Annotated in this window: 22 protein-coding genes; 6 read left to right on the forward strand and 16 right to left on the reverse strand. The window is 45.2% G+C overall.

All coding sequences use genetic code 11. From position 1 onward, the window contains the following. Positions 1-151 precede the first annotated feature (151 nt). The 5 genes from rplS to ffh all read right to left on the reverse strand — a co-directional run bounded on the left by rplS (position 152) and on the right by ffh (position 3,737). On the reverse strand, positions 152-505 hold the full coding sequence (gene rplS / locus OQJ86_RS03915) for a 50S ribosomal protein L19 (RefSeq protein ID WP_038870475.1): 354 nt from the start codon (positions 503-505) through the stop codon (positions 152-154). A gap of 41 nt (positions 506-546) precedes the next feature. Further along, positions 547-1,290: a tRNA (guanosine(37)-N1)-methyltransferase TrmD gene (gene trmD, locus OQJ86_RS03920; RefSeq protein ID WP_265986578.1), complete on the reverse strand. Its 744-nt coding sequence runs from the start codon at positions 1,288-1,290 to the stop codon at positions 547-549. Positions 1,291-1,317: 27 nt separating this feature from the next. Continuing rightward, positions 1,318-1,866: a ribosome maturation factor RimM gene (gene rimM / locus OQJ86_RS03925; RefSeq protein ID WP_038870471.1), complete on the reverse strand. Its 549-nt coding sequence runs from the start codon at positions 1,864-1,866 to the stop codon at positions 1,318-1,320. Between the two features lie 26 nt (positions 1,867-1,892). Next, a complete protein-coding gene (rpsP, locus tag OQJ86_RS03930) occupies positions 1,893-2,141 on the reverse strand; it encodes a 30S ribosomal protein S16 (RefSeq protein ID WP_005438039.1) in 249 nt (82 codons plus the stop codon). Positions 2,142-2,351: 210 nt separating this feature from the next. Beyond that, positions 2,352-3,737 carry a signal recognition particle protein gene (ffh, locus tag OQJ86_RS03935; protein ID WP_265986579.1) on the reverse strand — a complete coding sequence of 462 codons (1,386 nt, stop codon included), beginning with the start codon at positions 3,735-3,737 and terminating at the stop codon, positions 2,352-2,354. Between the two features lie 213 nt (positions 3,738-3,950). Between ffh and OQJ86_RS03940 the strand changes: the two genes are divergently transcribed. Next, the gene (locus OQJ86_RS03940) at positions 3,951-4,745 is read left to right on the forward strand and encodes a cytochrome C assembly family protein (protein ID WP_045403765.1); all 795 of its coding nucleotides are present in this window, start codon (positions 3,951-3,953) and stop codon (positions 4,743-4,745) included. 154 nt (positions 4,746-4,899) lie between these two features. Then, positions 4,900-6,174 carry an HlyC/CorC family transporter gene (locus OQJ86_RS03945; protein WP_038870466.1) on the forward strand — a complete coding sequence of 425 codons (1,275 nt, stop codon included), beginning with the start codon at positions 4,900-4,902 and terminating at the stop codon, positions 6,172-6,174. 93 nt (positions 6,175-6,267) lie between these two features. Here the strand turns inward: OQJ86_RS03945 and luxS are convergent, their stop codons facing one another. From luxS to OQJ86_RS03995, 10 genes are all read right to left on the reverse strand, one after another. Next, entirely contained in the window at positions 6,268-6,786 is a 519-nt protein-coding gene (gene luxS / locus OQJ86_RS03950) for an S-ribosylhomocysteine lyase (protein ID WP_038870464.1), read from the reverse strand. A 90-nt stretch (positions 6,787-6,876) separates the two neighbouring features. Continuing rightward, positions 6,877-7,482: a hypothetical protein gene (locus OQJ86_RS03955; RefSeq protein ID WP_164492027.1), complete on the reverse strand. Its 606-nt coding sequence runs from the start codon at positions 7,480-7,482 to the stop codon at positions 6,877-6,879. A gap of 19 nt (positions 7,483-7,501) precedes the next feature. Further along, on the reverse strand, positions 7,502-9,070 hold the full coding sequence (gshA, locus tag OQJ86_RS03960) for a glutamate--cysteine ligase (protein WP_038878898.1): 1,569 nt from the start codon (positions 9,068-9,070) through the stop codon (positions 7,502-7,504). A 163-nt stretch (positions 9,071-9,233) separates the two neighbouring features. Then, positions 9,234-12,077: a M16 family metallopeptidase gene (locus OQJ86_RS03965; protein WP_038870458.1), complete on the reverse strand. Its 2,844-nt coding sequence runs from the start codon at positions 12,075-12,077 to the stop codon at positions 9,234-9,236. A 9-nt stretch (positions 12,078-12,086) separates the two neighbouring features. Continuing rightward, a complete protein-coding gene (locus OQJ86_RS03970) occupies positions 12,087-12,548 on the reverse strand; it encodes a YqaA family protein (RefSeq protein WP_038870456.1) in 462 nt (153 codons plus the stop codon). Beyond that, positions 12,542-13,492 (reverse strand): NADP-dependent oxidoreductase, encoded by a 951-nt coding sequence (locus OQJ86_RS03975; RefSeq protein WP_265986582.1) that lies wholly within the window; start codon positions 13,490-13,492, stop codon positions 12,542-12,544. The genes OQJ86_RS03970 and OQJ86_RS03975 overlap by 7 nt, the downstream gene beginning before the upstream one ends. Before the next feature lie 146 nt (positions 13,493-13,638). Further along, positions 13,639-14,769, reverse strand: coding sequence for a sodium ion-translocating decarboxylase subunit beta (locus OQJ86_RS03980; RefSeq protein WP_038870452.1), 1,131 nt, complete (start codon positions 14,767-14,769; stop codon positions 13,639-13,641). Positions 14,770-14,778: 9 nt separating this feature from the next. Next, positions 14,779-16,569 (reverse strand): sodium-extruding oxaloacetate decarboxylase subunit alpha, encoded by a 1,791-nt coding sequence (gene oadA / locus OQJ86_RS03985; protein ID WP_045420936.1) that lies wholly within the window; start codon positions 16,567-16,569, stop codon positions 14,779-14,781. A 33-nt stretch (positions 16,570-16,602) separates the two neighbouring features. Next, the gene (locus OQJ86_RS03990; protein ID WP_038870443.1) at positions 16,603-16,860 is read right to left on the reverse strand and encodes an oxaloacetate decarboxylase subunit gamma; all 258 of its coding nucleotides are present in this window, start codon (positions 16,858-16,860) and stop codon (positions 16,603-16,605) included. A gap of 467 nt (positions 16,861-17,327) precedes the next feature. Further along, positions 17,328-17,969: a helix-turn-helix transcriptional regulator gene (locus tag OQJ86_RS03995; RefSeq protein WP_038870444.1), complete on the reverse strand. Its 642-nt coding sequence runs from the start codon at positions 17,967-17,969 to the stop codon at positions 17,328-17,330. Positions 17,970-18,543: 574 nt separating this feature from the next. Here OQJ86_RS03995 and OQJ86_RS04000 point away from each other — a divergent pair. From OQJ86_RS04000 to OQJ86_RS04015, 4 genes are read left to right on the forward strand one after another with little or no spacing between them, the layout of a single operon-like run. Continuing rightward, a complete protein-coding gene (locus OQJ86_RS04000; protein ID WP_265986586.1) occupies positions 18,544-19,671 on the forward strand; it encodes a dentin sialophosphoprotein in 1,128 nt (375 codons plus the stop codon). Positions 19,672-19,690: 19 nt separating this feature from the next. Then, on the forward strand, positions 19,691-20,014 hold the full coding sequence (locus OQJ86_RS04005; RefSeq protein ID WP_010643227.1) for a hypothetical protein: 324 nt from the start codon (positions 19,691-19,693) through the stop codon (positions 20,012-20,014). Between the two features lie 8 nt (positions 20,015-20,022). Then, positions 20,023-20,700 carry a C39 family peptidase gene (locus OQJ86_RS04010; protein WP_005534088.1) on the forward strand — a complete coding sequence of 226 codons (678 nt, stop codon included), beginning with the start codon at positions 20,023-20,025 and terminating at the stop codon, positions 20,698-20,700. Between the two features lie 13 nt (positions 20,701-20,713). Beyond that, positions 20,714-21,280 carry a hypothetical protein gene (locus tag OQJ86_RS04015; protein WP_039978034.1) on the forward strand — a complete coding sequence of 189 codons (567 nt, stop codon included), beginning with the start codon at positions 20,714-20,716 and terminating at the stop codon, positions 21,278-21,280. Between the two features lie 73 nt (positions 21,281-21,353). Here the strand turns inward: OQJ86_RS04015 and OQJ86_RS04020 are convergent, their stop codons facing one another. Then, on the reverse strand, positions 21,354-22,349 hold the full coding sequence (locus OQJ86_RS04020) for a transporter (protein ID WP_038882253.1): 996 nt from the start codon (positions 22,347-22,349) through the stop codon (positions 21,354-21,356). Positions 22,350-22,629: the final 280 nt, after the last annotated feature.

Below are 22,629 nucleotides of genomic sequence, written 5' to 3' on the forward strand. Positions count from 1 at the left end.
CTCGGTTCCTAAAGCGAGAAGCTCTCGAATCTCGTAGCGTTCCCGATTCTCGAAGGACAACGTCCACTCCCTAAACCCAGCATCTTTTTCCTCGCATAAAAAAACGGAGCCCAATTGGACTCCGTTTACTATGAGAACGCTAGTTATAGCATTACTTCTTAGCAAGTTTCTCTTTGATACGAGCAGACTTACCAGAACGCTCACGTAGGTAGTACAACTTGGCACGACGTACTGCACCACGGCGTTTAACTTCGATGCTATCAACGATTGGAGAGTGTGTTTGGAACGTACGCTCAACACCTTCACCGTTAGAGATCTTACGTACAGTGAAAGCAGAGTGTAGACCACGGTTACGGATTGCGATTACAACGCCTTCGAAAGCCTGTAGACGCTCACGCTCACCTTCTTTAACTTTAACCTGAACTACAACAGTGTCACCTGGTGCAAATTTAGGCAGGTCTGATTTCATTTGCTCTTCTTCAAGAGCTTTGATGATGTTACTCATTTTTTAAATTCCTAGAATAAACTGATACTAAATAAATTAGGTTACTTTGCGTTATGTTCAGTAATGAACTCAGCAAGTAATTGTTCCTGTTCGTCAGTCAGAGCTAGGTTTTCCAGGAGCTCTGGTCTTCTTAGCCAAGTTCGGCCCAGCGACTGTTTTAGTCGCCATTGACGAATATCCTTATGGTTGCCTGACATCAGTACCGCTGGCACTTCTTTATCATCCAACATTTCAGGACGCGTATAGTGAGGGCAATCTAACAAACCATTTGCAAAAGAATCTTCTTCTGCTGACGCAAAATCGCCTAGTACACCCGGAACAAACCGAGAGACTGAATCGATCAGTGTCATGGCTGGTATTTCACCACCCGTCATCACAAAATCTCCAATCGACCATTCTTCGTCGACTTCAGATTGAATGATACGCTCATCTACCCCTTCGTAACGGCCACAAATCAGAAGTAAATTCTCATTCGTTGCCAGTTCTTCCACTCCCTTTTGGTCGAGCTTGCGACCTTGAGGAGAAAGGTAAATGACTTTCGTCTTACCCGGTGAGGCTGCTTTCGCGGTATGAATGGCATCGCGCAAAGGCTGAACCATCATTAACATACCAGGACCACCACCGTAAGGTCGGTCATCGACAGTGCGATGTTTGTCGTGAGTGAAATCGCGAGGATTCCAAGCCTCAATTGACAAAAGACCTTTTTTAACCGCTTGACCTGTTACTCCAAATTCAGTAACAGAACGGAACATTTCAGGAAAAAGGCTAATAACGCCAACCCACATGTTTATCTCGCTCTGTAGTTTTGGAGATTAGAATCCAGGATCCCAGTCAACTTCGATCCGTTGAGCTGTGCGATCAACTTTAATGATCACTTGCTCTTCAAGGAACGGGATTAATCGTTCCTTCTGCCCGAAAGCATCTTTTAGATTTGCTTTAACAACCAGAACATCGTTTGAGCCAGTTTCTAGAATGTCATTAACGACACCCAGATCGTAACCTTTAGTGGTTACCACTTGCATCCCAAACAATTCACGCCAGTAGAATTCTTCTTCTGACAATTCAGGTAGTACCGCAGGGTCAATAGCAATTTCAAAGTTGGTCATCAGCTGCGCGTCTTCGCGAACGTCCAACCCTGCTAGCTTGCATACATAGCCTTGACCATGACGCTTCCAGCTTTCTACTTTGTACTCAACCCACGTACCCTTTTGGTTAACAAACCAAGGGCTGTAATCGAAAATGCTTTCAGCATTGTCTGTGTAGGAAAAAACTTTAAGCCAACCACGAATGCCGTAAGTAGCACCAAACTTGCCTACAACAATCTTCTCGTTGCTCATCGTTTCTTTACCTTTCATCGACATAAACTAGTTTCTACTTCTTAAAAGAATTAAGCCGCTTTTTGAGCGTCTTTAACTAGCTTAGCAACGCGGTCAGATAGAGACGCGCCTTGACCAACCCAATGGTTAACGCGGTCTAGGTCTAGACGTAGACCTTCTTCTTGACCTTTAGCAGTTGGGTTGAAGAAACCAACTTTCTCGATGAAACGGCCAGTTGCAGCGTTGCGGCTGTCCGCTACTACGATTTGATAAAATGGACGCTTTTTAGCGCCGTGACGTGCCAAACGAATGGTTACCATGTCGTCCTCTTTGCTTTCTCAAAAATAAAATTAACCCCAATAATCATCCATAAAGCTGAACAATCTGGGGTCTCGTGCCAAAATAAAGCTCCGGAATTTTACTCTTATCCCGAAGCAATGCAAGGTATTTAGTTACTTTTTCACCAACATAAATTGAAATTCAAGTTTGTGATGTAGCTAACACCCTGAAACTAAAGTCTAGGCAATCGTTTAACGACCAAATGGATTGAAGCCACCGCCTCCACCCATACCGCCGCCCATCATGCCTTGCATGTTGCGCATCATGCCTTTCATGCCGCCCTTTTGCATTTTCTTCATCATCTTTTGCATTTGGGTAAACTGCTTAAGCAGACGGTTAACGTCTTGTACCTGAACACCCGAACCTGCTGCGATACGTTTTTTACGTGAGCCTTTGATGATTTCCGGGCGTTGACGTTCTTTCATTGTCATTGAGCTGATGATCGCTTCCATTTGCTTGAACATCTTGTCATCAACTTTGTCTTTCACGTCTGACGGCAATTGAGACATACCTGGCAATTTGTCTAGCATGCCCATCATGCCACCCATGTTTTGCATTTGACCTAGCTGCTCACGGAAGTCTTCAAGGTCAAAACCTTTCTTCTCTTTGAACTTTTTCGCTAGTTTTTCTGCTTTGTCTTGGTCGACATTGCGTTGTAGGTCTTCAATCAGTGACAGTACATCACCCATGCCTAGAATACGCGATGCAATACGATCTGGGTGGAATGGTTCTAGTGCGTCAGTCTTTTCACCCACACCGAGGAATTTAATTGGCTTACCCGTGATATGACGAACCGATAGCGCCGCACCACCACGTGCATCACCATCCACTTTAGTCAGAATCACACCGGTTAGCGGTAGCGCATCACCGAATGCTTTCGCTGTGTTCGCCGCATCTTGACCTGTCATTGCATCAACAACGAACAGTGTCTCGACCGGGTTAATTGCAGAGTGAAGATCTTTAATCTCACCCATCATTTCTTCATCGATAGCCAAACGACCTGCGGTATCGACAATAAGCACGTCATAGAATTTCTTCTTCGCGTGGTCGACCGCGGCATTCGCAATATCAAGTGGTTTTTGATCTGGTGACGATGGGAAGAAGTCGACGCCGATGTCTGATGCTAGAGTTTCTAGCTGTTTGATTGCCGCAGGACGGTAAACGTCGGCCGACACAACCAAGACTTTCTTCTTATCACGCTCTTTTAGAAGCTTAGAAAGCTTACCTACCGATGTGGTTTTACCCGCACCTTGTAGGCCCGCCATTAAAAGAACGGCTGGCGGCTGCGCTGCTAGATTTAGGGCTTCGTTAGATTCACCCATTACACCTTCAAGCTCTGCTTGAACGATCTTGATGAATTCCTGACCCGGAGTCAGCGATTTAGAAACTTCTACGCCCACCGCTTTTTCTTTAACGCGGTTAACAAACTCACGCACAACAGGAAGGGCAACGTCCGCTTCCAAAAGCGCCATGCGCACTTCACGTAGGGTTTCTTTAATGTTGTCTTCGGTCAGACGACCTTTGCCACTGATATTTTTCAGCGTTTTGGATAATCGATCCGTTAAATTCTCAAACATCTTTGTCTCTTCGCTAAAATGGCGATTAATTAGTGTGAGTATACCTTAGCCAACGTCACAGTCATACCCGAACACTGCTCTTATCATTAACTTGAGGGCTAACTTGTTAATTTCAATATCTCATCTCTCGTGATTGATGAAGGATCTACCGTAGCCCCAAAGAGTAATGCAAGGTATAATTTTTAGCATCGTGCACAATAACTCTTAGGATTCATGGATAGCTTAATTGCCATCGCGGCCGCCATACTTTACGTTTTGGCGATAGCGACCATCATACCTGGACTCTCTCAGCAGTCAGGAATCAAAGTCAAAACCGTATTTGCCAGTGCGGCATGTGCGCTTGTTTTTCATGCTTGGATTCTGAGTGACCTGATATTTGACGGCTCAGGGCAAAACCTCAGTATTCTTAATGTTGCTTCGCTAATAAGTTTTATTATTTCTTTGGTCATGAGTGTGGCAATGCTTAAGAATCGCTTATGGTTCTTGTTGCCTGTGGTATACAGTTTTGCTGCTATCAATTTATCTGCAGCAACGTTTTTACCAAGCACATTTATTAGACATTTAGAAAACGATCCTAAGTTACTTATTCACATATCGTTCGCACTCTTCTCTTACGCCACGTTGACCATTGGTGCACTCTACGCACTCCAGTTAGCTTGGCTTGATCACAAGCTTAAAACGAAAAAATCACTCGCAATCAATCCAAACTTACCGCCACTCATGATGGTAGAGCGTCAGCTATTCAAAATTATCTTGATTGGTAACTTGTTGCTCACGGCAACGCTGATTACTGGTTTTGTGTTTGTACAAGACATGTTTGCTCAAGGTAAGGCCCACAAGGGAATCCTTTCTTTCATCGCTTGGGTTGTGTACTCAATTCTGCTTTGGGGTCACTACCGTAAAGGGTGGCGAGGCAAAAAAGTAACTTGGTTTGCGGTTGCAGGTGCGACTTTGTTGACCTTGGCGTACTTTGGCAGTCGCTTCGTGAAAGAGATCATCTTAAGTTGATACTTTCCATCGATTAAATGCAATTAATAAGGAGCCTTGTGCTCCTTATCCTTTATATTGCCGAGCAAATAAAATAGAGTACCCCTTATTCCATTGACTTCATGACCTAGCTCGGTCATAAATTAACCAAACACATAAAAGGAACTGCTGCGTTTTGGACGACATATCTACGGGTATCTTATTTGCGCTACTCGCGTGTCTTATCGTCATATCAGGTTACTTCTCCGGTTCAGAAACAGGGATGATGTCTTTGAACCGTTACCGCTTAAAGCACTTAGCCAATAATGGGCATAAAGGGGCGAAGCGAGTCGAAAAGCTTCTCGACCGCCCAGATCGCCTTATTGGCCTGATCCTTATCGGCAACAACCTCGTCAATATCCTCGCTTCCGCTATCGCAACCATTTTAGGTATGCGTTTGTATGGCGATTTAGGGGTCGCAATTGCAACTGGTGCTCTCACTATGGTGGTGCTGGTTTTTGCAGAGGTGACACCGAAAACTATCGCATCGCTCTATCCGGAGCGCGTCTCTTATGCGAGCAGCATCCTTCTTACTATTTTAATGAAGGTACTGTCACCACTCGTCATGTTGGTGAACTTTATTACTAACGGCTTTATCCGTTTACTCGGCGTAAAAGCCGATCACACCACAGAAGACCACCTTAGCTCAGAAGAGTTGCGTACCGTGGTAAATGAAGCTGGCGGCCTCATTCCTCGTCGTCACCAAGACATGCTGGTGTCTATTTTGGACCTAGAGCACGTCACAGTGAATGACATCATGGTGCCTCGTAATGAGATCACTGGCATCGACATCAATGACGATTGGAAATCTATCGTTCGTCAGCTGACTCACTCTCCTCATGGCCGTATTGTGCTGTACCGTGACCAGATTGATGAAGTGGTTGGTATGCTGCGTCTGCGTGAAGCTTATCGCTTAATGCTAGAGAAGAACGAGTTCAACAAAGAGACACTGCTACGCGCAGCCGATGAGGTGTACTACATTCCTGAAGGCACGCCACTGAACGTACAGATGTTGAAGTTTCAACGTAATAAACAGCGTATCGGTTTGATTGTCGATGAGTATGGCGACATTAACGGACTAGTGACGTTAGAAGATATTCTGGAAGAGATCGTCGGTGAGTTTACCACATCAATCGCACCGAGCTTGTCCGAGGAGATCACACCGCAAGGTGATGGGAGCTTCTTAATTGAGGGCAGTGCAAATATTCGAGACATCAACAAAGGTTTGAAGTGGAAACTGCCAACTGACGGACCAAGAACCCTCAATGGCTTGATCCTTGAACACCTGGAAGATATTCCTCAAAGCCATTTGAGTGTGCAAGTTTCTGGGCACCCAATGGAAATTGTTCAAGTAGAAGAGAACCGTATCAAGCTTGTAAAAGTGTATCCAAAGCTGAAGAAAAACAGCTAAGTGTGAACAAAATATCACGCCTTAAATCGCAAAGAAAAAGAGCCTGACACTGTCAGGCTCTTATGTTTTCAGCTATCTGAACGAAAAGCTAAGTTAGTCGATACGTAGCTCTTTCAGCATTGATTCTGGTAGTGCCAGCTCATCATTCTTATTCACCGCAACCCCCGCTTCTAGAATGTTCTTTGCAATTTGCTTCGCTTCATCCAGAGAGTGCATTGCAGCTGTACCACATTGGTACTCGTTCAGCTCAGGGATCTTGTTTTGGTTTTCTACTTTCAATACGTCTTCCATTGCTGCAATCCAAGCGTCAGCCACTTGCTGCTCTGAAGGCGTACCGATTAGACTCATGTAAAAACCTGTACGACAGCCCATTGGTGAAATATCAATAATCTCAACACTTTCACCATTTAGATGATTGCGCATAAAGCCCGCATACAGGTGCTCTAGCGTGTGAATTCCTCGCTCAGAAAGGATGTCTTTGTTCGGGGCAGTAAAGCGCAAGTCGAATACCGTGATGGTATCCCCTTTAGGGGTTTGCATCGTTTTAGCCACTCGTACTGCAGGTGCATTCATGCGAGTGTGGTCTACGGTAAAACTGTCTAATAAAGGCATTACATCTCTCCTGATTGTAACGACCAATACTCAAGAGTATTGGCATTGATTTCTATTCATTCCCCCAGTCCAAATGAATTCGTTAGGGGGTTAAAAGAACCAGCTGCTGTTGTCTTCTAGTTCCTGACGACATTGCTTCAGCTGCCAGCCATAAGTCTTTGCGGTTTGCTCAACGCGTCTTGCAACCTTTAACAAGCTTGGCTTGCTATTATAGGTTCCGCGCTTATATCCACCACGTCCTTCATGATAAGCAAGGTACTGCTTGTAAGGATCCCACAATGAGATGCCTAATTGACGACGAGTCTCATGGGTATACCAACCGACAAACATCATTGAGTCGTCGAAGTTAGTACGTGAACCACCTTGACCCGTCGCATCTTGAAAATCTTCCCAAGCAGGGTCTTGAGCTTGAGCATAACCGTAAGCGCTACTTACGCGCCCCCATGGAATAAAGCCGAGAACGTAATCCTTTGGTGGTCGAGCGTCATGACGAAAGCTACTTTCTTGCTTGATGATCGCCATCGCCACGTTTATCGGCGTACCCCACTCTTCTTCCATGTCTTTGGCATCTTCATACCAACCAGATTTTTCTCGGAATATTTCACATAGGTTGTCTTGTTGCTTTGGGGGCGCTGTCGCACAACCGGCTAACATTACGCTTCCAAGCACAGACACCACTAACGGCTTAATGTCCAATCCCTGCCCTTACTGCTGATTATTGTTTTAGATAAGCAAAGTAATCTTCTAAGAAGTCATCAAAGGATAACGTGTCACTTTGCTCTGCTTGTTTTTGTTTCTCTACCGATGTCGCGACTTCAGTTTCCATCGCATCTGCCGAGTATTGCTCATAGCTATGTGCTAGATTTTCTTCGCGGAACTTCATACCAAGCGCACAACCCACTTTACCCAAACCGCCGTGCTCTTTGGTCAGCTCAAGCAATTGACCAGAGATAGTAAGCTCAGGCTCGTCAATCCAAGACTCCAGTTTGTCGCAAACCGCTTGGTACGCATTACCACCAGTCGCGGTGTCCATTTCAACCGCAATCTGACGAAGATCAGCGAATACACTGTGCGCCCAATCTTGCAGAGATAAACGTTCGCCTTGGCAACCAATTTGCAGCATCAAACCTTTCTCACGACCAGAAACAATAACTTTGTTCCAGTTATCACGCCAGCATTCAAGCTCGCAGTTATCCATAGGGTCAGAGTCAGAAAGCGCTGCCCATGTTAGGAATAGGTCCAAGAATCGAACTTGTTCCTCACTCACGCCAACCGCACTGAATGGGTTTACGTCTAAAGAACGGACTTCAATGTATTCAACACCCGCTCGTGTCAGAGCTTCAGATGGTTTTTCACCACTTTGCGTTACACGCTTAGGGCGAATTGGAGCGTATAGCTCATTCTCAATTTGCAGAATGTTTGAGTTCAATTGACGGTATTCGCCATCCACTTTCACACCAATCTCTGCAAACTCATCCGATGGACGACGAATAGCGTCACTTAAGCCTTCAAGATACTGTTCAATGCTGTTAAAGCCAATCTTAAGCACGCTTTGCGCGCTGTTGGTGTAACCGAGATCACTCAGACGCAGAGAGGTTGCTTTTGGTAAGAAAAGCGTCCCGCCAATTTTCTCAAATGGCAGATCAGTTTCACGTCCTTGAATGAACGAGCCACACAATGCTGGTGACGCTCCAAAGAAGTACGGGATCATCCAACCAAAACGGTAGTAGTTACGGATTAGAGCAAAGTACGCTGCGGATTTCGTTTCTTGGCGAGCTTCTTCATCTTGCTCTCCATGTAGTGCATCCCAGAACGATTCAGGGAAAGAGAAGTTGAAGTGCACCCCCGAGATAATTTGCATTAAGCTACCGTAGCGGCGTTTTAAACCTTCACGGTAAAGCGTTTTCATTTTTGCTGAGTTTGATGAGCCATATTGAGCTAGCTGAATATCATCTTCAGTGCCTACATAACATGGCATCGAAAGTGGCCACATTTTCTCTTCACCCATTTTGGTTTGAGTGAAGTGATGGATGTCTTTCAACTGCCCGATCAATTCAGGGATATCATGTGATACAGGCGTAATGAATTCCAGTAGAGATTCTGAAAAGTCTGTCGTGATCCATTTGTTTGTGAACGCTGAGCCCAAACCCTCTGGATGAGGTGTTGTTGCTAGGTGTCCATCCTGACGATAGCGCAAAGTTTCTCGCTCAACACCGCGTCCAAACTGCTTAAATACTTCTGGGTTTGATGCAACTTGTTTTAGTCGCGCAGCAAAATCAGTCAAAATGAGGTTCGCTTATATTGGGAGCAGGACACTCGCCAAGCGTGGCAAGTGAAAGCTAAGTTATTGATATATAATCCATCTAGATAAATAACCCATCAAAAAGTCATTTATCTAGTTAGAAACGAATAGCGGAGAGTCTCCTCTCCGCTATTAAATGTGTACTCTATCGAATGATTTCAAGCTCTTCCACGTCTTTCCCTAACTTTTCTAGTTGAGGGCGAAGGGATTTTGCATCCCCGACAACCACGATTTGATAGTCGTTCGGGTCAAACCATTTTTCGGCTAGAGCGTTGAGAGTCTGCTTATCAACTTTCTCAACAATAGCGTTTCGTTGCTGTAAATAGTCTTTATCTAAGTCGTATTTCAAAATATCACTGATGAGTTTCGCTTTCTGTGTTGGCGTCTCATATTTCAGCGCATCTTTTTGACCGACCGCTTGGCGCATAAATTTCAATTCATCGTCAGTCATGCCCGATTGTGAGAACTCGTTCAACTCATTCTCCATCTCGATAATAGACGCAACCGTTGAATCCGCACGCACTTGTGCAGTGAAAACAACCGAGCCAGTCTCCGCATTACCGGAGAAATAACCATAAGCACCATAAGTGTAGCCTTTGTCTTCACGAAGGTTTTGGTTGATACGGCTATTGAAGTTACCCGCCAGATTAAAGTTCGCTAGCTGACCTAGGTAAAAATCACCAGTCGCATCGTAAGGCATACCTTGGCGTACGAGCATCACGACACTTTGTGGCGCTCCAGGCTTATCCACTAGGTGAATTTGTTGCTTACCCAAAGGGTTTACTTTTTGCGGAGAATACAACGGTGCAGCTTCTGCTTTCCAGTTAGACCAAAACGTCAGTTGTTTTTCTACGTCTGCTTTATCGATATCGCCCACCGCAATGATCTGCGCTCCTTGCGGTGTATAGTGCTTCGCATAGAAGTCTCGAACATCGTCTAGTGTTAGCGCCTTTACTCCGGCCTTGGTGCCTTCTTTTGGACGAGCAAAAGTTGAATCACCGTACAAAACTTGGCGGCTGGCTTGCGCGGCCATCCAGCTTGGTTTTTGATGTTCGTAAACTAAGCCTTCTAACGCTTGCATTTTCACTCGTTCAAAGTCTTCTTCTTTAAATGCAGGCGACAACAACATCTCTTCAACAATCTTGAGCGTTGGTGCTAGGTTTTTCTCTAGTGTGGACACACTGATGTCAGTCGTATAGCCCGTCGCATCAACAGAGATAACACTACCTAATTTATCAAGCTCAGCTTGAATCTCTTCCACACTGTGTTGCGTTGTGCCTTCTTGCAGCATCGCAGCGGTCAGCTGTGCCAGACCTTCCTTGCCTTCTTCAACAAAACGCGTCCCTGCCGGGAGACTGAACTGCATCATCATGGTTGGCGTTTCATTGCTCACCGTACCAAGTAACTCTGAACCATTATTGAAATGGATGTCGTAAAGCTTGGGCATGGTTGCTTCGACTGGAGCACCAACCGGAGGCTGAACAGAACGATCGAAGTTGTCAGTCGCACGACGGTAGGCTAACTGGTCATCCGTGATCTTTTGGTATTCAGGTAATGTGCGTTTTGGGGTGACAAATGTAGCAGGTTTCACTGCCAATTCTGTTTTCCCTCTTGGCACCACACTCAAAGTAACTTTGTTCTTCCCTTGGATAAAGTCACTGTAAGCTTTCTCTACTGATTCTGGTGTTACTGCACGGATCTGCTCAAGCTGTTTCTCAATCAAATCAGGCTGGCCAAAGAACGTTTGGTTGGAAGCAAGTTGCGTCACCTTGCCTTTAACGCTTTCCAGTGCAAAGATCGCATTCGCTTCTTCTTGACCTTTTAGTTGGTCAAGACGGTCTTTTGTCACGCCATCTTTCGCAAACTTGTTCAGCGATACCATTAATTCATCATAAAGCTTTGACAGGTCCCCTTTGTCACCAGAATCGCCCATCGCGTAAACATAGAAGTTACAAGACAGCTCAGCACAATCATGGAATGCACCCGCATCCACTGCTTTTTGTGTCTTCACTAAATCTTGGTAGAGCACACTGTTGGTGCCGCTGCCTAATACGCTAGAAAGTGTGTCTAACGAAGTTTGGCTTGCTTCACCGCTGTAAGTGGTTGGCCAAGCAATCATTACCATTGGCTGTTGGATTCGGTCCTCCAGCGTGATGAACTTACTCTCTGCCAGCTTCGCTGGTTGTTTCGGCGCATTATCGACCTCAGGGCCGCGAGGGATAGAGCCAAAGTATTTGTTCACCCACTCAAGCGTCTGTTCAACATCAATATCGCCACCAATAGTCACCACAGCATTGTTTGGACCGTACCAACGCAAGAAGAAGGCTTTCAGATCGTTCACGTCAACACGATCGAGATCTTCCACATAGCCAATGGTTTGCCATGAATATGGATGACCTTCAGGATAAAGCGCTTCAGCCATACGCTCCCAAATCAAACCATACGGACGGTTGTCGTAGCGCTGGGCTCGTTCATTTTTTACTGTTGAGCGCTGGATCTCGAACTTGTGTTGCGAAACGGCATCAAGCAAAAAGCCCATGCGGTCCGATTCTAACCACAGCATTTTCTCAAGTTGGTTAGCTGGGACAGTTTCAAAGTAGTTAGTGCGATCACGGTTAGTTGTACCATTTAAAGTACCACCCGCTTCAGTAATGATCTTAAAGTGTTGCTGGTCACCAACGTTCTCTGAACCTTGAAACATCATGTGTTCGAAGAAGTGAGCAAAACCAGATTTACCAATTTCTTCTCGTGCAGAACCAACATGGTATGTCACATCAACGTGCACAAGTGGATCGGAATCCTCTGGTGCCAGAATCACCGTTAAACCGTTGTCTAGTTGATACTTCTGGTATGGAATTTTAACTTTGCCTTCTTCTGCTTTCGACGCTTCGACGAAAGTAACCCCATCAGGCAATGATGATACTGGGGCGTTTGATGCACAGCCCGTGATCACCAACAGTGAGCACGCGCTTACCCAAAACATTCTCATGCGCTTTCCTTAAAATAAACCGAGATAGATGGCGGCTAACAAGGAGTACCTTGCTGCTTTGCCTAAAAATATCAAAACCATACACGGCAGAAATTTCATCCTTAACCATCCTGCCGCTAAACATAGCGGGTCACCAATCACTGGTAACCAGCTAAAGAACAATCCCCAATATCCATACTTGGACAGCCATTTAAGTGCCGTATGGCCGTGTTTTTCATCTTTTGTCTTATTTGGAATCCAAAGCCCAAGCCAATAGTTGGTCAATCCACCAAGCGTGTTACCAATCGTGGCGACAATAATGATGGAAGTAGCGGAATACTGGTTTAACGAGAGGGTCGCGATCAATCCAGCTTCAGAGCCCCCCGGTAAGAGGGTAGCGCTAAGAAATCCAGTAATGAACAACACCCATAATGCGGAGTCAGAAAACCATAGTGCTAAATTTTCAAAGGCTGCATTAAATGCCTCTAGCATGTCATATCAAGCAATACCTTGCCTCGTGTCCGTCCGGATTCAACTTGTCGGTGGGCATCCACAACCTCGTTCATCGGATAAACATGTTGAATTTCTGTTTTTAGCAGACCAACCCCCACCATATAAAGTAAGGTGTCGAGCTGCTCACGATCCGGCTCCACCAGCATGCCACTGGCATCAAAACCAAGCAGTTTTGCTTTCTCACAAATCAACTCAGCCGTTATGGTCGGAACGGTGATCACTCGGGCGTTATCAGTCAAACATTTCAGAGCATCTAAAGCGGCGTCACCACCGACAAGATCGATCAACACATCCACATCTTCAACACGTTCTGACACTGGCGCAAATTGATAGTTCACTGCATGTGCTCCCAGCGTCGCGAGGTAGTTTAAATTCCGCTCACTGCAGGTGGTAAAGACTTCGGCTTTGGTTGCTACGGCGATTTGTACCGCTATGTGGCCAACACCACCTGCACCAGCGAGAATCAACACTCGGTCGCCTTCAGTAACATTAGCCGTTCTTAATGCTTGAGCCGCCGTTTGCCCTGCCAGAGGAAGTGCAGCCGCAGCTTCTAAAGTTATTGAATTGGGAATACGGCTGAGAGCTGACTCAGGAACACAAAGGTATTGGCTGTAACCACCACCACGAGCTGGAAATCCAATGAAACCAGCAACCTCGTCCCCGACTTCAAAACGTGATGTCCCTTCCCCACAAGACGCCACTTTGCCAGAAACGTCATACCCCGGAACCCAAGGAAGGTTATCTTTATTTTGTGCGGCCGCCCAACCTAACCCCGCGCGCGTTTTCACGTCGATAGGATTAATGCCTGAATAGGCGACTTTTATGAGGATTTCACCCTTTTGAGGTGAGGGTGTTGGTGCGGTTTGAATGGCGAGAACGTCTGCATCGCCAAACTTAGTAATCACTATCTGTTTGTGTTCCATAGCCCATTCCCTGCGAGAAAACAAAAAGGGATGCGAAAGCATCCCTTTGACTATAAACCATTTTGTTTACCGAAGTTAATCGTCAATTTGTAAATTGGTGGATAATTCTATGTCGTAGCGTATCCACCAAAAATCGAACAAGACGATTAGCCTACTAGCGCTAACAAGATACCAGCCGCGACTGCGGAACCAAGTACACCGGCTACGTTTGGCCCCATCGCATGCATCAACAGGAAGTTTTGTGGGTTCGCTTCTAAGCCAACTTTGTTCACAACACGAGCTGCCATTGGTACCGCTGAAACACCCGCAGCACCGATAAGTGGGTTGATGTCTTCTTTCGAGAACTTGTTGAGAAGCTTTGCCATCAGAACACCTGCACCAGTACCTATACTGAATGCCACTGCGCCTAAACCCAGAATGCCAAGTGTTTCTAGATTCAAAAACTGTTCAGCTTGCAGTTTAGAGCCGACACCAAGACCTAAGAAGATGGTCACGATGTTGATCAGCTCGTTTTGAGCGGTTTTGGATAAACGATCCACTACACCCGCTTCGCGCATCAAATTGCCTAAACAGAACATACCAACCAAAGGTGTAGCCGATGGCAGGAATAGAATTGTCATCAGCAACACAGCAAGTGGGAACAGTACTTTTTCCCACTTACCGACATGACGCAGTTGAGCCATTTTAATTTGACGCTCTTCTTTGGTCGTAAGTGCTTTCATGATCGGAGGCTGAATAATCGGCACCAACGCCATGTAGCTGTATGCCGCAACGGCGATCGCACCAAGTAAGTCCGGAGACAGTTTACTTGCTAAGAAAATCGCCGTAGGTCCATCTGCACCACCAATGATGGCGATAGACGATGCATCAGCCATGGAGAATTCCATACCAGGAACGTAGTTAAGTAAAATCGCGCCAAATAGTGTCGCAAAAATACCAAACTGAGCAGCGGCCCCTAACCACAACGTTTTCGGGTTCGCAATTAAGGCACCAAAGTCCGTCATCGCACCGACACCCATGAAGATCAATAGTGGGAAGACACCTGATTCGATCCCGATGTAATACACGTAGTAAAGCAAGCCACCTGGGTCAGTAAAGCCTGCATTTGGAATGTTAGCCAAGATGGCACCAAAACCAATAGGCAATAGCAACAATGGCTCAAAGCCTTTTTTGATCGCCAAAAACAGCAGTGCACAACCAACCAACATCATACAGATTTGGCCGAACTCAAAGTTCGCGATCCCTGTTTCTGACCATAAGGTCATCAATCCGTCCATGATACTCCCTTATGCTAAGCTAAGAAGCGGTGAACCAACAGTAACGGCATCACCTTCTTTCACATTCAGCTCTTGCACTACACCACCACGAGCCGCGCGAACTTCGGTTTCCATCTTCATCGCTTCTAAGATAAGCAGAACATCCCCTTCAGAAACTTCAGCGCCTGGCTGAACATTCACTTTAAAGATGTTACCGGCAAGCGGTGCCGGTACTGCTTCCGCAGAAGTATTTGCTGGAGCTACGGGAGCACTTGGTTGTACTGGAGCTGCTGAAACATTTGGAGTAACAGACGCCAGCTGTCCTTGTGGGCCGACTTCCACTTCGTACACTTGGCCATCCACACGAACGCTATAAGTCTCAACACCACCGGTTGCTACTGGCGCTACCTGAGCTGCTGGTTTCGCTGACTCTAGCGTTGGAGCAGGTTCAAACGCATCTGGGTTGTCACGGTTCTTAAGGAATTTGAGACCAACTTGAGGGAACAAAGCATACGTCAATACGTCATCCACACGCTCACTTGCCAACTTGATACCATCAGACTGTGCTTTCTCCATCAAATCGACAGTAAGCGTCTCCATTTCAGGTTTCAATAGATCAGCAGGACGACACGTGATCGCCTCTTTTCCATCAAGAACTTTTGCTTGCAGATCGGCGTTCAATGCGGCAGGTGCTGCACCGTATTCACCTTTTAATAAGCCTGCGGTTTCTTTCGTGATGCTCTTATAACGTTCACCTGTCAGCACGTTAATAACGGCTTGGGTGCCGACGATCTGTGAGGTTGGTGTTACTAGGGGAATAAAACCAAGATCTTCACGCACGCGTGGGATCTCTTCCAGAACTTCATCAAGACGGTCTGCCGCCCCTTGTTCTTTAAGTTGGCCTTCCATGTTGGTTAACATGCCACCAGGAACCTGAGCAATGAGGATACGAGAATCCACCCCTTTCAATTGCCCTTCCCATTTCGCGTACTTCTTGCGCACTTCACGGAAGTAAGCCGCAATAGGCTCAATTTGGTCCAGTTTTAAGTTGGTATCACGCTCTGTACCTTGCAACATCGCTACCACAGTTTCTGTCGGCGTATGGCCATAAGTACAACTCATTGAAGAGATCGCGGTATCAAGGATATCAATTCCGGCTTCTACGGCCTTTACAGCAGTCGCGGTTGATAACCCCGTCGTTGCATGACAATGAAGCGCTAGTGGCACGTCACAGGATGCTTTGATGCGAGTGATCAGCTCTTCTGCTTCATAAGGCTTGAGCAAACCAGACATGTCTTTGATACACAGAGAGTGACAACCGAGGTCTTCTAAGCGTTTTGCTAAATCCACCCACGTCTCTGTGTTATGCACTGGGCTGGTCGTGTAAGACAGCGTACCCTGAGCATGTGCACCAACATCCACAGCAGCCTTAACAGCCGTTTGAAAGTTTCGTACGTCATTCATTGCGTCGAAAATACGGAACACATCCATTCCGTTAACGTGTGCACGCTCAACAAACTTCTCTACTACGTCATCAGCATAATGGCGGTATCCTAAAAGGTTTTGACCACGAAGTAGCATTTGCATCGGCGTGTTTGGCATTGCTTTTTTTAACTCACGTAGACGCTCCCATGGATCTTCTCCCAGAAATCGAATACAAGAATCAAAAGTTGCGCCACCCCAGGTCTCTAATGACCAGTAACCAACTTTGTCCAATTCCGCTGCGATAGGCAGCATATCTTCGATACGCATACGCGTAGCAAACAGTGATTGATGGGCGTCACGAAGGACCACATCCGTAATAGCTAGTGGTTTAGACATGCTCTTAAACTCCTTTTTAATCCTATCTTTCGGCTACTTCGCGACAGAGGCGCGATGTTTATGAATCGCCGCCGAAATCGCCGCCACTACTTGTGGACTAACAGCTGAAGAGGTTGATTGAACGTTGGTGCGTGTTTTTGGTGCTGCGATCGGCTCAGGTACTTCTTCTGGTACCAATCTCGACAAAAGCCGAACGAGATAAACTAGAATGGTGAGGAAAATAAATACGACCGCCATCCCTGTTAGCATCAGGGTGGCCGCATCTACTAGCAGGCTTCCTATATTCGTCATGTTGCTTCCTTTCTTTGTCATCCTGACAATGCGCAGGACTCTAATAGCGTCAAATCCCGACCAATGGATTATCTCGATTGGTTAAATTTTGTCAATTTTGTTTAAGGAAGCTTTTAATTAATCTTTAATATTGATTATTTATTCACTACCCAGATCACAATTCGAGAGAAAATCATCGCTGAACATAAGAATGTTTAACTTATAACCACACTAAATTAAAGTGATTATAAAAACTGCGATTGGTATTTCAAAAAATCAATCTAAATGAAGGCAGAAAATAAAATAAAAACAGAAACCTATATCGATTTAACCAAATTAAAACAACTGGTTTACAATTTATTTCTTAAGTAATCACACCAAAAGTAAAATGCGAATAAGGTGATACGAGCAAAGGTTTGCCCCTCGGGTTGTTAAACTAGCCGCTCTTGAATGAGCTTATGATTATTTACGCATTCTTTTTTGAGTACTTATTGTGCGGTTAACCCCCCGTTCATCCGCACTATCTTGATAGCATCATGACGGCAATGTACATCTAGTTTCTTGTACAACTTATAGATATGGCTTTTCACCGTACTCTCTGACAAAAACAACTGTGAAGCGATCTGCTGGTTTGATATTCCATAAGCCAGCAACTCTAAAATTTGCCTCTCACGACTGGTTAGCGAATCATGTTGGCATTCCATCGAAACATTCGAGTGTCGGTAGTTGTTGATTAAAGTTTCTAAATACACCCTTGGTAACCACAATCCTCCTTGAAATATATATTCCACACTCTCGCTTATGTGGGACACAGAAGCACTTTGTAGCAAAATGCCTTTAAGTAGCTTCCATCGCAACAATTCATTTTCAACGCTCTCGCTTGGCACGTTGTGAATCATTAGCGGCCAACCGAATAAATCGAAATCAGGGAGCAAACCTCTGGATTCAAGTCGCCTCATAAAGTCATAGTCAATAAACACAAGATCGATGCTCATGGTATGACTGCGAAAGACGGCCTCTTCTGGTAAACACGTTCTGACTTTTACGTCAGGTGCGATTGATAATTGCCCCTCTATTAAACTGGTTTGAAGATTATTCTCCGCTAGAAGGAGAAGATGCTTGGTTCCCATAGTATCCACCACTGTTTGCTGACACCTTTACTACCTACCTCCATGTGTCAGTGTTTTCTGATCACCACATTTATGATCAATAAAATTATCAATAGAGAAAATATAGCAGTTCAGGCTGACTTTACGGGCACACCTACGACGTAAAATAACCAAAAGGATTGAGCATTTTTAAATGTAGAGTCGACACCTTTCCACCCAACCTAATTTAACTGCTTGTTCTTACTGACACCTTCAATTCAGGGGTCTAAACATCGACTTAACCGCTGGGATTTTAGGCTGAGTCATCTGATGAGCAAAAACCTACTTTTTCAGCCTTATTAGTCAGATATTTTCATACTTGAAGCACCCTAATGAGAACTATTCCCACTAAGTTGATGATAAAAATTAGCTTTTATCAGTAAGCCAACTAGCTTCTATTCTTCATTTAACTCACTACTGATAGTTTTCTCATTCATAAGAAACGCCCCCAAAAACCCTTACCTATAATTCTCTCGCTTCCGCAGTTAAGGAGGCAGCAAGAAGTTTACGTGCAGTCATTTTTAATTAGGAAATATCAGGAAATGGAGTAATCAACATGACTCTTAACAAAACAGGGCTTGCTATCGCAATGTCAGCGATTCTTTTTAGTGGTTCAGTATTAGCTGCTAACGGTATTGATGATGGCGATGACAATAAGCAATGGACGAACAGCGCAAACACGGCAACACAAACCACTACACAAACGAACAGCAGCACAAATGACGCCAGCAGTGCTGATGCAAATACAAATCGTAGTTACAACAACAACAGTACGAATAATGCGAACGACAGTTCTGATTCAAGCATGAACACGACTCGGAGTAACAACGACAACAGTGATAACAGCGACAGTAGCAATGCAAGTACTAACGGTAGCTACAATAACAGTAGTACCAACAATGCGAATGACAATTCAGATTCAAGCATGAACACCACGCGTAGTAACAACGACAACAGTGACCACAACGCGAGCACCAACCAAAGCAATAATGACAACAGCAGTAGCTATGCGAACGATAACTCCAACTCAAGTACGAATGGCAGTTACAACGACAACAGCGATAACCGTGACCAAGCAGACTACCGAGATCAATCAGATAACCGTGACCAAAGCGATAGCAGCGACAACAGCAGTAGTTACGCAAACGACAACTCTGATTCCAGCATGAACACTACACGTAGTAATAACGACAATAGTGATGCAAGCACAACCACTCGTCGTAGTAACAACGATAACAGTGATTCAAGCGTTAATGACAGCAACAACGACAATAGTGACAACCGTAGTTACGCTGACAATAACTCGGACAATCGTGATCAAAGTGATAATCGTGATCAAAGCGACAACCGAAGCTACGCGAACGACAACAGCGATAGCAGCACAAACGATAGCTACAACGACAACAGTGACTCAAGCACAACCAACACGGACAGCTTCAACCAAATCAACATGGATACAGATATGGTCGTAGCAAACTCAGAAGTGATGGGGCAAGTTCACTCAGCATCGGTTACTTACGATGCAGGAGAGAAAGACGCAAAAGTGAAAGTTGAAAACGTGAATAACCTTGGCGGCTTAGATAGTGCTGCGGGTATTACAACTGTGGCACAAAATGCCGGAGCGAACTCACTGATTCAACAATCTGTTGCTACCAATGCCAGTGTGTTTACCGGTGGTGAGTAAAGGAAGCTAGGAGAAAGCGATGCGTTTGGCACTGTGTACCTTGGGTATGATAGTTGCTTTTTCCGCACACGCAGAAAACATAACGTTATCTGATGAAAGTGTCAGTCTAGAAACAATGAATGAAGCACGAGGTGGCCAGAATGTTGAGCTAGACCTTGTTTATGCAGAATCAGATGTAGATGGCATTTCTTCAGATAACGTAGCGACCAATACCGTGAGCGGAAACAACATACTCTCACCAGGAGCGTTCGCAGACAGTTCAGGGATATCGAGCGTGATTCAGAATACTGGTAACAACGTTCTAATCCAGAACTCAACCGTCGTTAACCTGACACTCAAGTAAATATTGATATGAAAGTTTGGCAAAACTTACCTTGGCTGTTGCTGGCTCTGTCAGCTTCAGCCAATTCATTGGAGTTTCTCCCTCATCGGGGACATTTTTCTGTGCCTGTTAAAAGCTACAAAGAAATCGTATTTGGTGATGTATTTCGTCAACAGTATGATTTCAGTTGTGGTTCAGCAGCACTGGCCTCTCTATTGACCTATCACTATCAAACCCCTTCGTCAGAACAAGATATTTTTAAAAGCATGTACGACAAGGGAGATAAAAAGAAGATCAAAGAGAAAGGCTTTTCACTACTAGACATGAAAGTTTACCTCGATTCCATTGGACTTAACTCAGACGGCTTTCAAGTAGGATTAGAAAAGATTCGCAATGTAGGGGTCCCAGGGATCACACTCGTCAATTTTGATGGTTACATGCACTTCGTGGTGATCAGAGGAATGAACGCAGACTCCGTAATCTTAGGCGATCCGTCTCGGGGCACCATGATCATGAAATACGAAGAGTTCCAGAAATACTATCAAGGGATTGTGCTTCTAATCCGTAACGAAGCTGAAGTTGGTCGATCTGGTTTTATTACTGACGATAAGTTTGCTATTTATCATTCCTCTCCCCTAGAAAGCGGTGTGCAAAGAGATTCTCTCGGTGTGTTTAGCATTACGCTCCCCGTCGCTGGAGAGAACTAGATGAGGTGTGGTTATGAGGCTATCTAAGTGGATTCTGACATGCGGTGTTTTGACTTCGACACTTTCTCTAGCGAATGAAGTGGATCTAACGGGGTTAACCCCACTTCCACCAAATTCGTTGTCCGAACTTCGTGGTGGCTTTCAAGTCACTGACAATTACATCATCAACATCGGATTAAGTATTACCACCACAATCAATGGACAAGATATCCTAAATACCACCATTGCCAATTTAGTTATTGAGAATGGCCACCTTACCAATATTAGCGGCAGCAATAGCTCAGATGGTCTAGGTAACCCTCTCGATCAAGGCATCGTCAACATCATTCAATTTGGCGAAGGCAACTTTATAAGTGATAACCGCGCAAACTCACCAGATGTGACGAACCCGAATCAACCAAATATCATTAGCTCAGAATTCATCAATTCCAGCATCATCAACATCATTCAAAACACCACAGATAACAGTGTGATTGGTTTAAGTACACTGGTCGACATCGATGCGCAAGTGAGTGGCGTAATGCAACAAATTCGTGCAAACCAGCAACTAGAAGACGCACTGTTGAATCACCTCCAATAATTGCCCACAAGAAGCGCTTGTACAAAAAAGGGCTGTCATCACAACAACCCTTAAATTCCTCTGTATTCATCTACTACAGATTAAATGGCACACGAATCGTTAATTGAAAATCTGGGGTATCTTCGGTTAATCCAGCTTGCGCACTTACGTTGAGCGATGCTCTAGGGCTAAAGGCATAATTAACACCAAACGTCAGTGCATCCAATTGAAGTAACTTCGCGTCATCAGCCGAGCTGCCGTTCACTTTACTTTTCAAAATCGTTTTGTGGCTTAACCCTAACGAAAAAGACAAGTCTGGATTGACGGCAAAGCCCATCCCTCCCGCTAACGCAATGGTGTCACCAAGATCAACGTCTGCTTTGGTATCTCCAACAGTAACATTCTCTTCCAAGTTATAGATGTAGCTTAGGCTTGCATACAGCACCGCTGGGTCTGTTGGGTAGATCATTGAAATGTTGGGTTCAAAACTCCAAAAACCAGATCCCGTCGGCACGTCACTAAAGGAATTACTGCCTTCGTCTATAGAAACATCGTAAGGCGAACGCCCAGTATCGGATTTGACTCTTAAACCACCGACCCAATAAGGTGCACTATCAAAATTAAACTGGTGGCGAATCGCAAGCTCAACATCTCCCATCCCGCCACCATCGATTGTTGTATTGACCACGTCAGCATTCGAACCGTCCTGAATAGGGCGCGTTGCAATCTGGTCGTTTCGATAAACGTAGGGCAGCCGAACCTCCAATTCCGTAGCGTTGGTCAAACCATAGCGAGCGGTTAAGCCAACCGTAACTGTAGTTCTATCAGCATCACTGACCTCAATTCGTCCCACGATCAATGTTGGTAACACGGTATAACCAACCACAGAGACTTTATTTGAAGAGTTTTGCGTGTAGCTAAGTGATGTGTCGAATGACCACTGTCCTCGCGGCGTGAGCACTCCTGGGCGGTCTATAACATCACTGACGGTCTGAGCCCGTTGAGGAATATCATCGCCTTCCGAGCTATTTGCGGTTTGAGCTACACATACCAACCCAAGAGTGCAGCCAATCAGAGTCTTCCCTAACATCGAGTAATCCTTTCTTGTGGCGGTAATAAACGATTAGGTTAGATCTGAAGGTTTAGCAATGAGTTGATGGCAAGAAGTCGCACAATCTTAAAACAGAAACGCTGGAATGACTGGGGACAGTATCGATGAGAAAGGGGGCCAGTTCTCAGATACAAAAATGTATGGTCCGCCCCGTTATTGCAACTACAATTAAGTAATAACGGAGTTGGTTTGCGCTAATGTATTCGGAGTCCACGTTGGGAACATTAACTTCCCCGCTCCACGATGATATCCGCGCCAG

It is taken from the genome of Vibrio sp. Sgm 5 (genome assembly GCF_026241575.1).
GTDB classification, from domain to species: Bacteria; Pseudomonadota; Gammaproteobacteria; order Enterobacterales; family Vibrionaceae; genus Vibrio; species Vibrio jasicida.